The sequence below is a fragment of the Pseudomonas sp. HD57-3 genome, assembly GCF_056113135.1.
On sequence record NZ_CM148568.1, the window covers coordinates 1806737 to 1819968 of the forward strand.

Here is a 13232-nt window from a genome sequence, read left to right on the forward strand (position 1 = left end):
GATGGTTGCCTGCTTAAAGTTTGTGTTGTCTGAGTCAATGAAATTTTCACAATTGACGACGGCACTTCTTTCAAGGAAATAGCCCCTCGCCATGTTCAAGTTAAAAGCCGTGCGCCCGGAATGGGTGACGTTGTTTGCCAGCGCCTTTCTTTTGGCGGGATTCAATTTCGTTCTCTGGCAACACCTGTTCGATATCACCGCTGCGGACGGCAAAGGCATTGCCATGCGCATTGCGTTCGGGGTGATGATCTTCGCGGCGTATAACATCGTGCTGACGTTGCTGGCGTTTCGACCCGTGTTGAAACCCGTGTTGACGTTGTTGTTTATGGTCAGCGCCGGCGTGGCTTATTTCATGAGCCAATACGGTGTAATGATCGATGCCGGCATGTTTCGCAACTTTGCCGAAACCAATGCCACTGAAGTGCGCGATCTGCTGTCTTTGAAGTTGTTCGCTTATATCGTTTTTCTGGGTGTCTTGCCGTCCTGGTTGTTGTGGAAAGTTCCAGTCAACTATCGTCGCTGGCATCGCGAGTTATTAAGTAAAGTTGTGGTAAGTGTCGCGTTGGTCGCGGTCATTGGCGGCGTCGCGCTGGCCAATTATCAAGGGCTGTCGTCGCTGTTTCGCAATCACCACGAAATTCGCCTGATGCTGGTGCCGAGCAACTACATCGGCGCCTCGGCCGGTTATCTGCGTGAGCAGGTGGCTTCGGCGCAGCAACCGTTCGTCACGATTGGCGATGACGCCCAGCGCAACGTCGCCGTGCAGAATCATCCGCGCAAATCCCTGACGGTGCTGGTGGTGGGGGAAAGTGCCCGGGCGGAAAACTTCGGGATTCTCGGATATGACCGCGACACCACGCCGAAACTGGACAAGGAAGCCGGCCTGATCGCCTTCACCGACGTGCATTCCTGCGGCACGGAAACCGCCGTGTCGGTGCCGTGCATGTTCTCCAACATGGGCCGCAAGGATTACGACGCCAGCAAGGCGAAGAATGAGGAAGGGCTGCTGGACGTACTGAAACGTGCCGGGATCGACGTGATCTGGCGCGACAACCAGTCCGGCTGCAAGGGCACCTGCGATCGCGTCACCCTGCAGGACGTCAGCAATCTGAAAGACCCGGCGCTGTGCGCCAACAGCGAGTGCCGCGACGAAATCCTGTTGCAGGGCCTGCAAAGCTTCATCGATCACCTGGACAAGGACACCGTGCTGGTCCTGCATCAGATGGGCAGCCACGGCCCGGAATACTTCAAACGCTATCCGAAGGAATACGAACGCTTCACCCCGGTGTGTGAAAGCAATGCGCTGAACAATTGCAGCCGCGAGAGCATCGTCAACGGCTACGACAACACGCTGGTGTACACCGACCATGTGCTGTCGAGCCTGATCGATGTGCTGCGCAGCAATCAGGACAAGGTCGATACCGCCATGCTGTACCTGTCCGATCACGGCGAATCCCTGGGCGAGTACAACCTGTTCCTCCACGGCACGCCGTACATGCTGGCGCCGGAGCAGCAGAAACACGTGGCGATGCTGGCGTGGTTCTCCGACAGCTATCAGAAGTCCTACTCGGTCGACACTCATTGCCTGCAAATGAGCCGCGACAAGCCGCTGAGCCAGGACAACCTGTTCCACTCGATGCTCGGTCTGCTGGAAGTGCAGAGCAAGGTCTACCAGCCGGATCTGGACATGTTTGCCGGCTGCCGGGGCGCTGTGATCGACGGGGTGTTGGCCAAGGACTGAGCCGGCAGACTCACTCTGTAAGACTATTCTTTCCCTCAGGCAGGAGATTTCATCAAGCTCTTGCCCTGTAAAGGCGCGGAAAGCGCCGGTGGCGATATATACTGCGCGCCATTCTTGAAGGGAGAGCCGTGTGGCCATCGATATTCACTGGATTCGCGACAACGATAGCCTCGCGCAGTTTTGCGCCGAGTGGCAGCAGCTGCCGTTCGTTGCCCTCGACACCGAATTCATGCGGGTCGACACCTTCTACCCGATTGCCGGCCTGTTGCAGGTCGGCGACGGCAAACGCGCCTACCTGATCGACCCGCTGACCATCAACGCCTGGCAACCCTTGGCCGCGTTGCTGGAAAACCCGGCGGTGCTCAAAGTCCTGCACGCCTGCAGCGAAGACCTCGAAGTCCTGCTGCGCCTGACCGGCAGCCTGCCGGCGCCGCTGTTCGACACCCAACTGGCCGCTGCCTACCTGAACCTCGGGTTCTCGATGGGTTATTCGCGTCTGGTGCAGGAAGTGCTCGGCATCGAACTGCCGAAGGGCGAAACCCGTTCCGACTGGTTGCAGCGTCCGTTGTCCGACACGCAAATCAGCTATGCCGCCGAAGACGCCGTGCATCTGGCGGAGGTTTTCGTACAACTGCGTCCGAAACTGTCTGACGACAAATTCGCCTGGGTACTGGAGGATGGCGCCGAACTGGTCGCCAACCTGCGCCGCGAGACCGATCCGTACGAGGTGTATCGTGAGGCCAAACTGGCGTGGAAACTGTCCCGCGCCCAACTGGCCGTGCTGCGTGAGCTGTGCGCCTGGCGTGAACGCGAGGCCCGCGCCCGCGACCTGCCGCGCAACCGCATCGTGCGTGAGCACTCGCTGTGGCCGCTGGCCCGGACCCAACCGGACAACCTCAGCGCGCTGGGCAAGATCGAAGACATGCACCCGCGTACCGTGCGTCAGGACGGCGAGTTTCTGCTTGATCTGATCAAGCGCTCTGGCAGTGTGGGGCCTGATCAATGGCCGCCAGCCGTGCCGGAGCCGTTGCCGATCGAAGCCGCTGCGCTGATCAAACAGCTGCGGGCTCTCGGTCAGGCCGAAGCTGAACGTCTGGGCATCGCGCCGGAACTGATGCTGCGCAAGAAAACCCTCGAAGCGCTGGTCAAAAGCGGCTTCCCCGAGGGCCCTTACCAATTGCCTGATTCGCTGCGTGGCTGGCGCCGCGAATTGATGGGCCAGAAGCTGCTCGACAGCCTGGCCACCGCCGGAGAACAGCCTTGAAACGTATTTGTTCCATTTATCAAAGTTCGAAGAAAAGCGGCATGTACCTTTACGTGCTCAAGAGCGATGCGCTGGAGCGCGTGCCGGAAGGTCTGATGGCGGCGTTCGGCAAGGCCAAGCATTCCTTCGATCTGGTGTTGACCCCCGAGCGCAAGCTGGCCAGTGAAGACATCGCCGTGGTCCTGGAAAACCTCGAAAAGCAGGGCTATCACCTGCAAATGCCACCGGCCGAGGAAGAGTACATCGAGCACTTGCCCGAAGAGTTGCTGCGACGCAACGACCCGGTCTGATCCGCGAGGCCCTGTCCTGGGCCTCTTGTAACCCCTGGAACGGTTTTTACGGCGACGGCTGCCACGAAGTGGACGGCCGCCTGCACGGTTTGCGAAAGGTTTGAAGATGCGCGTTCTGATTGCTGAACACGACCACGCGATATACGCCCGACTGCTGCGTCAGGCGGCCCCGGAGCTTGAAGTGCTGACCAGCGGCGACTCCGCCGAACTGGCCCGTCAGGCCGTCGATTGCCCGGTGTGGCTGGGCCAGCCGGATCTGCTGGCGACCCTGCTGCGTCAGGGCCACCAGCCACAATGGCTGCAATCGACCTGGGCGGGCATCACGCCGCTGCTGGCCGACGGCCTGCGTCGGGATTACCGCCTGACCCGGGCGGTCGGCATTTTCGGTCAGGTGATGGCCGAGTACGTGCTGACCTACATGCTCGGCCACGAGCGCGAAGTACTGGCGCGGTTGGTCAGTCAGGTCGAGCGCAAGTGGGACAACCGAACCGGCCAGAGTCTGGTCGGGCGCAAGGTGCTGATCGTCGGCACCGGTGACATCGGCCAGAGCGTGGCCCAGTTCCTGCTGCCGTTCGGCGTCGAGTTGTACGGCATCGCCAGTAGCGCCCGCGAGCAGGCGCCGTTTGTCGAAGTCGGTTCGATGGCGGATTTGCCGCGTCTGGTGGGCGAAGCGGATTACGTGGTCAACCTGCTGCCCAACACCGAGCACACCCACGATATCTACGACGCTGCGCTGTTCAAGCAATTCAAGCCGACCGGTTTGTTCATCAATGCCGGGCGCGGTGTGGCGGTGGTCGATGCGGATCTGGTCGAAGCGTTGAAGGAAGGCCATCTGGCCGGCGCGGTGATCGACGTCTGCCGTCAGGAACCGCTGCCGCAACGGCATCCGTTCTGGACCGCATGGGGCTTGCTGCTGACCGGGCACAGCTCGGCGCCGACCTCGCCGCCGATGATGGTGCAGTTGTTTCTGGATAACTTGCGGGCGTATCAGGCGGGAGAGGCGTTGCGCGGGGAAGTGGATTTCGCACGCGGTTACTGAGTCCAGAGAGATCGTTCCCACGCTCCGCGTGGGAACGCCTCAAGGGACGCTCCGCGTCCAGTGACGCGGAGCGTCACGGGCTGCATTCCCACGCGGAGCGTGGGAACGATCAAGCGGGGCTTAGAGGGTGAAGTCGCCTTCAGCCGCCAGTTCGCTCAGCGGACGACGCGGGCTCGGCGTTTCCCGTGCTTGCAGGTAATCCGCCAGGGTTGCCTTGTCACCCAGCTTGCCCACCGCAACGGCGGCGTGCAGCGCATAACCCTCCGGAATGTTCAGCTCCTTGCGGGTCAGCTCCTGATCGAAGCCGGCCATGCCGTGGGTGTGCCAGCCGCTCAGGCTTGCTTGCAGCGCCAGATGACCCCACGCGGAACCGGTGTCGAAGGTGTGCCACAGCGCCGGCGTTTCCTCGGTCGCACCCGGTGCGGTGAAGGTGGTTTTCGAAATTACGATCACCAGCGCCGAAGCGTGTTGTGCCCAGCTGCGGTTGAATTCATTGAGCAGGCCCAGGTAACGCTCCCAGTTCGGGGTGTCGCGACGGGCGTAGAGAAAACGCCACGGCTGCGAGTTGTACGCCGACGGCGCCCAGCGCGCGGCTTCGAAGAAGCTCAGCAGGGTTTCTTCGGAAATCGCTTCGCCGGTGAAGGCGCGGGGCGACCAGCGATCGGTGAACTGCGGGTGAATGGCGTATTCGGCAACGCGAGGGTTGGCACTCATCGAGAGATTCCTTGCTACGTTTGAGGACAGGTTGGAAGCGAAACCCGGCGGGATCAGTTGGGCTGAACGATGGGGTCGTGGCGCAAGCCTGCAGTTCACCGGACGCAACGCGGTCGAGCGTTTATGGCATCCGGTAAAAGCCTGGTGTGACCGGCAAAGCTACTTGGCCGCGCAAAAACTGACAAGCCCTGCACAACCGGCAGTCGCCAGCGCTTGGATCACGGGGCCTTGGGCACTAGACTGGCGGCCTTTTCACCACCTGATGTTGATGCTTGAGCCATGGCCGCCAAAGTCGAACCGTTCTGGATACGCAAAACCCTCGATCAACTCGATCACGAGGAATGGGAATCGCTGTGCGACGGTTGCGGCCTGTGCTGCCTGCAAAAGCTCGAGGATGAAGAAGACAACAGCGTCTATTACACGCGTATCGCCTGCAAACTGCTGGACCTGAAAACCTGCCAGTGCAGCGACTACCCGAACCGCATGAAGTTTGTCCCGGACTGCATCCAGCTCACCCCGGGCCAGGCCGAAGAATTCAAATGGCTGCCGCCGACCTGCGGTTATCGGCTGGTCAGCGAAGGCAAGGATCTGCCGCTGTGGCATCACCTGGTCTGCGGTGATCGCGACGCGGTGCACCACGAACGGATTTCCCAGTCCGGGCGCATGCTCGCCGAAGGCAGCGTGCCGGAAGACGACTGGGAAGATCACCTGATTTTCCGCGCAGGTTAACGATTGACCAAGGAGCAGGTATGGCGACGGGATTGCGCCGGGCGCTGATCGTCACGTTGCTGGCGCTGAGTGCGCCGGTGTGGGCGGCGAAGAAAGTCGATCTGGATTATCAGGTACGCCTGCTGCCGCAGAGCGATCAGGCCGAAGTACGCCTGACCCTCGCCAAAGGCGAGGCGGTGCGCAGCATGGATTTCGACCTCGGCGATGGCAGCCACTACAGCGATTTCAAGGCCGACGGCCAATGGCAACTGACGCCGGGCCAACACGCACGCGGCGTATGGCGCCCGACGGCGGACAAGGCCAGCCTGACCTACCGCGTACGCATCAGCCACGGCCGCAAGAACGGCAGCTTCGACACGCGCATGACCCCGACCTGGGCGTTGATGCGCGGCGATGAACTGGTGCCGCCGGCCAGGCTCGATCAGCAGGACGGCATCGAACTGGTCGCGCGTCTGCACTTCGAATTGCCCGACGGCTGGAAAAGCGTCGAAACTGCCTGGCCGCGCATCGGCAAGAACAAATTCCGCATCGACAATCCGTCACGCCTGTTCGACCGCCCGACCGGCTGGATGCTCGCCGGCCACCTTGGCAGCCGTCGCACCCGGCTGGGAGAGACCGAAGTCACCGTGGCCTCGCCGCAAGGGCAGGGCATGCGCCGGATGGACGTGCTGACGCTGCTGACGTTTGTCTGGCCGCAAGTGCAGGCGGTGTTTCCCCGTCATCCGAGCAAACTGTTGATCGTCGGTGCCAACGACCCGATGTGGCGCGGCAGCCTGGCGGCACGGGAGTCGATCTACCTCAACACGCGGTTGCCGCTGGTCAGCGAAAGCGGCAGCAGCGCACTGGTGCGCGAGCTGGCGCAGGTGTTTGGACGGATCAACGACGAGCAGCGCAGCGACTGGATCAGCGAGGGGGTTGCCGAGTATTACGCGATCGAACTGGTGCGCCGTGCCGGGGGGATGAGCGACGAGCGCTATCAGGCGTTACAGGCGAAACTGGCCAAGGACAGCCAGAAGGTTACGACCCTGCGCGGCGAGCAGATCAGCCCGGCGCAGCTGTCGAAAGCGGTGCTGTTGTTACAGGAACTGGACGGCGAGATTCGCCTTAAGACCCGCAACAAGCGCTCGCTGGATGACGTGCTGCGCGGGGCGATGCACTTGGGGACGGTGGATACCAAAGAGTTCGTGCAACTCGCCGAAAGCATTCTCGGCGAGTCGTCCAAAGTCCTTGATACCGGGTTGCTTCGGTAGCGGTCAGACCCCGGCTTTCGGCGATTTCACCGAGTCATTGCCGGTCACGGTGGCGGTTTTGGTCGCCGCCTCGGCATTGGCCTTGAGCTTGCTCAGCTCCTCACCGGCCCGCTCGATTTTCGCCCGCACGTTGTTCATGTCCTGACGGCTTTTCTCCAGCAGGCTTTTCACCGAGCTGTGGCCGGTGATGCCGCGGGCCATGGCCACGCCGCCAATCGCCACCTGAATCAACCCGAATACGCCGCCACGGCGCAGGCCCTTGCCGACCATGATCACGCCGCCGGCCAGCGAGCCGATGCGCTCCCAGCCTTCGACGTTCTGCTCGGAACGGCTTTGGAACGGGGTGGATTCGATACGCTCGACGCGTTTGAGCTCGGTCATGATCTTTCTCCAGGCAATGAGTAATGGATAAACAAGCTGACTGCGCAGGCGGTCAGCTCGTTCCATCGGATGTGCGGCGTTTCAGCGGAATTTCGGCCCGGAACGGGTGTTCAGGCCTTTGGCCATGCGGTCGTAGAGCACGACGTTGACCGTGGCGGCGAGATTCATGCAGCCGGTGGTCGGGATGTACACGACGTCTTCGCACCAGTCGCGGATCTCTTGATCCAGCGAGCCGTCTTCGGGGCCGAAGATGTACAGGGCGCGATCCGGGTGGGTGTATTCCGGCAGCGGACGGGCGCCGTCTACCAGTTCCACGGCGACCGGGACGCAGTTGAGCGGCAGAATCTTTTTCAGGTCGTCGATGCCGATCAGCGGGATGTCGTAGTGCACGCGCTTGGTGTCGGTGACGAAATCGGCGGCGCGCTCATAGCGCTTGCCGGTATAGAACACGGTCGACACGCCGTAGCAGCCTGCGGCGCGCATCACCGAACCGACGTTTTCCGGTGATTTGGGGTTATACAAACCAATGCAGCTGTACCGTTTGTCTGCCACGAGCGGGGTGCCTTCGGGAAAAAGAGGGCGATTATACGGGGATTGGGTAAGGGCGGGCAGATTCAGGACAGATCGTTCCCACGCTCCGCGTGGGAATGCAGCCCGGGACGCTCTGCGTCCCATTCGAGAGCTGGAACGCGGAGCGTCCCTTGAGGCATTCCCACGCAGAGCGTGGGAACGATCAGAGTTGGGGGATCAGTCTTCTTTTTTCATCAGCCCGGCCAGCGCCGCAAACGGATTGTGCGTCGCCTTGGCGATTTTCGGCGTGCTCAGCGAGCCTTCGCCGAAGTACTGCTGGTCGGTGTAGCGCGAGTGCTCGTTGTCGTGGCAGTACAGGCACAGCAGTTCCCAGTTGGAACCGTCCTGCGGGTTGTTGTCGTGGTTGTGGTCGCGGTGGTGTACGGTCAGTTCGCTGAGGCGCTTGCCGGAAAACTCACGGGCGCAGCGGCCGCACACGTGCGGGTACATCTTCAGGGCCTTGTCGCGGTAGCCCATTTCCTTGTCGCGCTGGTTGTCGGCGAGGATGCGATCCAGCTTCGAAGTGTTGGTCGGGGTGGACGAACTCATGGGTTCACCTTTGTAAAAAGACTAATGACGGTTATGAGGCAAGTTTAGCTCAGCCCTTGAGCTTCTCGGCAATCCAGATCGTGTGGCGCGTGCCCTTGTTGCCGTGGGCGAAGACCTGGACTTCCTCGGCCTTGAAACCGGCCTTCTTCAATTTGTCGGAAAACTGCCGGTCGGCGCTGGCCGACCACACCGCCAGCACGCCTTTGGGGCGCATCGCCTGGGCGCACGCGGCCAGGCCTGCGGCGGAATACAGCCAGCTGTTGGCCTTCTGGGTCAGGCCTTCGGGCCCATTGTCGACGTCGAGCATGATCGCGTCGAAGCCGTTCGGCTCGCTTTGCAGCACCTTGGCCACGTCTTCCTGACGGATCACCGTGCGCGGATCGAGCAGCGGGCGTCCGGACTTTTCACCGAGCGGGCCGCGATTCCACTCGACCACACCGGGCACCAGCTCGGCGACCACCACTTCGGCGCTCTTGCCCAGATGCTTGAGTGCGGAGGCGAGGGTGAAGCCCATGCCCAGACCGCCGATCAGCACCCGCGAGTCCGGCCGGCCGGCGACCTTGCGGCACGGGATCTCGGCCAGCGCGTCTTCGGAACCGTGCATGCGGGTGTTCATCAATTGGCCGCCGTCGCCGCCCTGGATCTTGATGACGAAATCCTCGCCATACTCGAACAGGCACAGGGCGCCGCCGTTGTCAGGGATCGGCGTGGTGTCGAGCAGAACGAAACGTTTCATGGAAATCTCTACAGGGGGGAAGGCAAGCCGGCGCGTTGGGAGTAGCCTGAAGGCAGACTTCAGGCCAACGGAGCCCTTGATGAAGCGCACCATTCTAACGGTCATTACCCTGGCCGCGCTCTCGATAACTGCCGTACAGGCGCAACAGACGATTCCCGTCAGCCCGACACCGCAACCGGGCTCGCCCGGCACGGCGACGCCAACCCCGTATCCGCAGATCAGCCCGGTGCCGATTCCCAAGGCCGGCCCCGGCAGTGGCGGCCCGCCGCTGGTGCCGATCGAAATGCCCAGCCCGCCGACCAAGGATCAGCCATTGCCGGGCCTGGAACAGAACGACAGCAAACCCAAATCCCCGGGAGGCTAGATCTGCTGGGCGGCGAGCTGGCCGTCAGCCATGCGCAGGCGTTTGGACAGGGAGACGGCGAGGGCGCGGATGATCTTGGCCGCAATCTTCGGTGCGTCGTTGAGCATTTTTTCCAGCGAATCCTTGCCGAGGTTGAGCAACTGACAATTGCTCGCCGCGACGCATGTTGCCGAGCGGCGCTCGCCGTCGAGCACGGCCATTTCACCGAACGCTCGGCCGCTGCGCAGGGTGGCCATGGTCACGACCTGGCCGTCGCCGCCGGTTTTCTGCACGGCCACCTGGCCGGTGTGGATGATGCACATGAAACTGCCGGCATCGCCTTCGCGAAAGATCGCTTCGCCTTCAGCCACGGTGCTGATGCTGAAGTAGCCCGAAGCGGCGGCAAAATCCGCCAGTTGCAATTGATCGAACAGGCCGCAGTCCATCAGCCAGTCGCGGATTTCGTTGTTCAGTAGAGTGGGTTCTGACATGTCGTGCGGTCTTTTTGTTGTGTCGGGTGGCAGGCTCGCCACCGGGGGCCGATCTGCTTATCGGCTCCCGGTGCCCGGAATTAAGACCTGACTGACCGGCGGAGTTCCTCAGGCAACGCCCAGAACCTTGAAAACAAATGCATATTCGAGCGCTACGTCACGTAATCCCTGATAACGCCCGCTCATGCCGCCGTGGCCGGCGCCCAGTTCGGTCTTGAGCAGCAAAGGATTGTCATCGGTCTTGGTCGCGCGCAATTTCGCCACCCACTTGGCCGCTTCCCAGTACTGCACGCGGCTGTCGTTGTAGCCGGCGATCACCAGCGTTGCGGGATACGCCTGCGCGGTGACGTTTTCGTACGGCGCATAGGCCTTGATCCGCTCGTAAACGTCCGGCTCTTCCGGATTGCCCCACTCGTCGTATTCGGTGACGGTCAGCGGCAGATCCGGGTCGAGCATGGTGTTGAGCACGTCGACGAAGGGCACTTCGGCAATCGCCACGCCGAACAGGTCCGGACGCTGGTTGAGCACTGCGCCGATCAGCAGTCCACCGGCGCTGCCACCACTGATCGCCAGTTGTGGTGCGGTGGTGATGCCGTTGAGGATCAGGAATTCGGCGCAGGCAATGAAGTCGCTGAAGGTGTTGTGCTTGTGCTCCTGCTTGCCGGCGCGGTACCAGGCTTCGCCCAGCTCGCCGCCGCCGCGCACGTGGGCGATGGCGAACGCCATGCCGCGATCCAGCAGGCTCAGGCGGGCGTGGGAGAACCACGGGTCGAGGCTCGAACCGTAGGCGCCGTAACCGTACAGGTACAGCGGCACCGCTTTGCCGACCATTTCGCGTTTCATCACCAGACTGATCGGCACCTGGGTGCCGTCCGGCGCAGTCGCCCACAGGCGTTGGCTGACGTAGGCGTCGGCGTCGAACGGGCCGAGCACCGGGGTTTCCTTGAGGACAGTCTGTTCGCCGGTGGCGAGGATCAGTTGCCGGACCTGAGCCGGACGATTCAGCGCTTCATAGCGCAGGCGAATGCGGTCGCTTTCGAATTCCAGGCTGTTTTGCACGTAGAGGCTGTAGGCCGCGTCCGGTAATTGCACGCGATAAGGCGCCAGACCGTGTGGGCGAACTTCGATGATCGGCAGGCCACCTTCGCGCAGGCTCAGGGTCAGGGCTTCGGCGTTGAGGGTCACGCCATCGAGCATCACCGAATCGCTGTGCGGAATCAGGTTCTGCCAGTCGGCTTCGCTCGGTGCGATGCCGGTGTCCGGCGCCTGATACAGGGCGAAGTTGATGCCGTCGCGGTTGGTGCGGATGAACCAGGTCCACTCGCCATCGAGCTTGCCGTGATCGACGTCGTATTCGTGATCCTCGACCCGTGGCGCCAGGCAAGTGAACGGCTGCTGCGGCTGATTGGCGTCCAGCGCCCAGACTTCACTGGTGGTCTTGCTGCCCAGGGACAACAGCAATTGCTGCTCGGAGCTGGCGCGGTAGCAATGCAGGAAGAAACGCCCGTCCGGCTCGTGGAAGACCTCTTCGGCGGCGGTGCCGTCCAGACGATAGCGGAACAGTTTGTGCGGACGATGGGTGTCGTCGAGCACGCCGAAGAACAGCGTGAGGCTGTCATTGGCCCAGGTCATGCTGCCGTCGCAGTCCTGGAATTCCAGTTCGCTGACACGTTCGCTGGATAATTCCTTCACGAACAGCGTGTAAATCTCGTCGCCCGAGGCATCGACACTGTAGGCCAGACGCTGGTGATCCGGGCTGATGCTGAAGGCACCGAGGGAGAAGAAGCCGCCGTTGGCCAGGGCGTTCGGGTCGAGCAGCAGTTGTTCGCGGCTTTCATCGAGGGTCAGGCTGTCGTCGGCCGGGCGCGGGCAGCGGTAGTGACGGGCGTATTCGTCACCCGCTGTGGTGCGGGTGTAATACAGATACGGGCCCCATGGCGAGGGGAGGGACAGGTCGGTTTCGAGGATCCGGCCCTTGATCTCTTCGAACAGGGTTTCACGCAGTTCGGCCTGATCGGCGGTCTGCTCCTGCTGATAGTCGTTTTCAGCCTTGAGGTAGTCGAGCACCGCGTCGGTGTCGCGTTCCTGCAGCCAGGCGTACGGGTCGTGACCGGCGGCCTTGTGGGCAATCGGGGCGCTGCTGACGTTGGCGGATACGGGCATGGAAAGCTCTCGGACATGACAAATAAGGGCCGCACGGACGGCGGGGAAGCCTGACGTGCGAAAAGTCGTTACTATAAGCGCCTCTGTGCGACACGCGTAGCGTGTCTTCAAGACTTCGAGGTGGATGGTCATCTTGAAGGGCTGTTTGATTACAGCCAAGGCTGGAGTACCCAATCTCCGGAATAACAATCCATCAAAGAAGTCCACTGCCTTCAAGGACTTACCGTTGCGGCGGGGCATGCCCACAGTCGATCAGCATTCGACACTATCGACTGGGAAAGGATCTTTTTCTTTCTAGAATGCATCTTCAATTTTTGGTTCTCACAGAACTCCACCCCAGCGGGAAAGAATCCCCGCAAGGGTTTTCTCCTGCTTCTGAAACAGGAGGAAACGCTTTTCTGAGCATGCTGACTTTGTCAGTTCTTGCTTATCCCTCTGAAGACTCGAGCGAAAGCTCTGTCGGTCATTGTCCATCTGGCTTGCTCGCAAGTTGGCAGCGGACTCGTTGTGCGACCAACGATAGCCTAGGAAAACATGCGTCATTGGCAACGATGAGGTGTGAAGCTTTTCTAACAACGTAGCCCCTGAAAAGGTCTGCAGCCACCGTGAGGGGATGTGGAGATGCTCGGAGCTGAACCGGGTTGAGGCGCTAGGCTGGTTGGTATGGGCAACATATGTGAACTGCTGATAAACGTCGTAATTATAAACAAGCCAAAACAGCTGTCAGGCTTGAGCCAAAAGGCAAAGTGATCGGATATCTCTGTAGAGGCTGGAGATACGTCGTCATCAGGATCACCGGCGAAAAGGCAGGCCCTAAACCAATCGTGTGACAGGCAGGGAACGTGGTAAGCCCGTATGGCTGCCTTCGGGCAGGTGAACCGCAAGGGGATCTGTTGGCTGTGCGGGTATGGGATCGCAGAGAAAGCGAAAGCCTATCTGTAATGGATCGGATAGGGGTTGAAACATCACCCC

General features: G+C 61.4%; 14 protein-coding genes. 7 read left to right on the forward strand and 7 right to left on the reverse strand.

Features of this window, described 5'->3' with window-relative positions:
* Positions 1 to 91 precede the first annotated feature (91 nt).
* From AC0R79_RS08170 to AC0R79_RS08185, 4 genes are all read left to right on the forward strand, one after another.
* Positions 92 to 1741 (forward strand): phosphoethanolamine transferase, encoded by a 1650-nt coding sequence (locus tag AC0R79_RS08170; protein WP_474734033.1) that lies wholly within the window; start codon positions 92 to 94, stop codon positions 1739 to 1741.
* A gap of 130 nt (positions 1742 to 1871) precedes the next feature.
* Positions 1872 to 3005 (forward strand): ribonuclease D, encoded by a 1134-nt coding sequence (rnd, locus tag AC0R79_RS08175; protein WP_007958043.1) that lies wholly within the window; start codon positions 1872 to 1874, stop codon positions 3003 to 3005.
* Positions 3002 to 3295: a YcgL domain-containing protein gene (locus AC0R79_RS08180; RefSeq protein ID WP_007958052.1), complete on the forward strand. Its 294-nt coding sequence runs from the start codon at positions 3002 to 3004 to the stop codon at positions 3293 to 3295. Before rnd ends, AC0R79_RS08180 begins: the two co-directional genes overlap by 4 nt.
* Positions 3296 to 3401: 106 nt before the next feature.
* Entirely contained in the window at positions 3402 to 4334 is a 933-nt protein-coding gene (locus AC0R79_RS08185; RefSeq protein WP_007958054.1) for a D-2-hydroxyacid dehydrogenase, read from the forward strand.
* A gap of 120 nt (positions 4335 to 4454) precedes the next feature.
* On the opposite strand, the gene AC0R79_RS08190 is transcribed toward AC0R79_RS08185, so the two are convergent.
* Positions 4455 to 5048, reverse strand: a complete 594-nt coding sequence (locus AC0R79_RS08190; protein ID WP_085605592.1) for a nitroreductase family protein — start codon at positions 5046 to 5048, stop codon at positions 4455 to 4457.
* Between the two features lie 279 nt (positions 5049 to 5327).
* On the opposite strand from AC0R79_RS08190, the gene AC0R79_RS08195 reads away from it, so the two are divergent.
* Both AC0R79_RS08195 and AC0R79_RS08200 read left to right on the forward strand, forming a co-directional pair.
* On the forward strand, positions 5328 to 5777 hold the full coding sequence (locus AC0R79_RS08195; RefSeq protein ID WP_007958058.1) for a YcgN family cysteine cluster protein: 450 nt from the start codon (positions 5328 to 5330) through the stop codon (positions 5775 to 5777).
* Positions 5778 to 5797: 20 nt separating this feature from the next.
* Positions 5798 to 7027 (forward strand): hypothetical protein, encoded by a 1230-nt coding sequence (locus AC0R79_RS08200; RefSeq protein WP_474734037.1) that lies wholly within the window; start codon positions 5798 to 5800, stop codon positions 7025 to 7027.
* Between the two features lie 3 nt (positions 7028 to 7030).
* Here the strand turns inward: AC0R79_RS08200 and AC0R79_RS08205 are convergent, their stop codons facing one another.
* The 4 genes from AC0R79_RS08205 to AC0R79_RS08220 form a co-directional block, all read right to left on the reverse strand.
* Positions 7031 to 7408, reverse strand: a complete 378-nt coding sequence (locus tag AC0R79_RS08205; RefSeq protein ID WP_007958064.1) for a YgaP family membrane protein — start codon at positions 7406 to 7408, stop codon at positions 7031 to 7033.
* Positions 7409 to 7489: 81 nt separating this feature from the next.
* Positions 7490 to 7960, reverse strand: coding sequence for an RNA methyltransferase (locus AC0R79_RS08210; RefSeq protein WP_007958066.1), 471 nt, complete (start codon positions 7958 to 7960; stop codon positions 7490 to 7492).
* A gap of 195 nt (positions 7961 to 8155) precedes the next feature.
* Positions 8156 to 8527, reverse strand: a complete 372-nt coding sequence (locus AC0R79_RS08215; protein WP_007944009.1) for a YajD family HNH nuclease — start codon at positions 8525 to 8527, stop codon at positions 8156 to 8158.
* Positions 8528 to 8576: 49 nt separating this feature from the next.
* Entirely contained in the window at positions 8577 to 9263 is a 687-nt protein-coding gene (locus tag AC0R79_RS08220; protein WP_474734040.1) for a spermine/spermidine synthase domain-containing protein, read from the reverse strand.
* Positions 9264 to 9342: 79 nt separating this feature from the next.
* Here AC0R79_RS08220 and AC0R79_RS08225 point away from each other — a divergent pair, with 79 nt between their 5' ends.
* The gene (locus tag AC0R79_RS08225; protein WP_039772629.1) at positions 9343 to 9627 is read left to right on the forward strand and encodes a hypothetical protein; all 285 of its coding nucleotides are present in this window, start codon (positions 9343 to 9345) and stop codon (positions 9625 to 9627) included.
* Here the strand turns inward: AC0R79_RS08225 and AC0R79_RS08230 are convergent.
* Positions 9624 to 10097 carry a cyclic nucleotide-binding domain-containing protein gene (locus AC0R79_RS08230; RefSeq protein ID WP_007956482.1) on the reverse strand — a complete coding sequence of 158 codons (474 nt, stop codon included), beginning with the start codon at positions 10095 to 10097 and terminating at the stop codon, positions 9624 to 9626. The genes AC0R79_RS08225 and AC0R79_RS08230 overlap by 4 nt on opposite strands.
* 108 nt (positions 10098 to 10205) lie before the next feature.
* On the reverse strand, positions 10206 to 12260 hold the full coding sequence (locus AC0R79_RS08235; protein WP_474734043.1) for a S9 family peptidase: 2055 nt from the start codon (positions 12258 to 12260) through the stop codon (positions 10206 to 10208).
* Positions 12261 to 13232: the final 972 nt, after the last annotated feature.

Excerpts from the sequence above, each read along its gene's own strand:
- AC0R79_RS08170 (WP_474734033.1), top strand. The coding sequence starts at position 92 with ATGTTCAAGTTAAAAGCCGTGCGCCCGGAATGGGTGACGTTGTTTGCC.
- AC0R79_RS08185 (WP_007958054.1), top strand. The coding sequence starts at position 3,402 with ATGCGCGTTCTGATTGCTGAACACGACCACGCGATATACGCCCGACTG.
- AC0R79_RS08190 (WP_085605592.1), bottom strand. The coding sequence starts at position 5,048 with ATGAGTGCCAACCCTCGCGTTGCCGAATACGCCATTCACCCGCAGTTC.
- AC0R79_RS08195 (WP_007958058.1), top strand. The coding sequence starts at position 5,328 with ATGGCCGCCAAAGTCGAACCGTTCTGGATACGCAAAACCCTCGATCAA.
- AC0R79_RS08200 (WP_474734037.1), top strand. The coding sequence starts at position 5,798 with ATGGCGACGGGATTGCGCCGGGCGCTGATCGTCACGTTGCTGGCGCTG.
- AC0R79_RS08205 (WP_007958064.1), bottom strand. The coding sequence starts at position 7,408 with ATGACCGAGCTCAAACGCGTCGAGCGTATCGAATCCACCCCGTTCCAA.
- AC0R79_RS08215 (WP_007944009.1), bottom strand. The coding sequence starts at position 8,527 with ATGAGTTCGTCCACCCCGACCAACACTTCGAAGCTGGATCGCATCCTC.
- AC0R79_RS08220 (WP_474734040.1), bottom strand. The coding sequence starts at position 9,263 with ATGAAACGTTTCGTTCTGCTCGACACCACGCCGATCCCTGACAACGGC.
- AC0R79_RS08225 (WP_039772629.1), top strand. The coding sequence starts at position 9,343 with ATGAAGCGCACCATTCTAACGGTCATTACCCTGGCCGCGCTCTCGATA.
- AC0R79_RS08230 (WP_007956482.1), bottom strand. The coding sequence starts at position 10,097 with ATGTCAGAACCCACTCTACTGAACAACGAAATCCGCGACTGGCTGATG.
- AC0R79_RS08235 (WP_474734043.1), bottom strand. The coding sequence starts at position 12,260 with ATGCCCGTATCCGCCAACGTCAGCAGCGCCCCGATTGCCCACAAGGCC.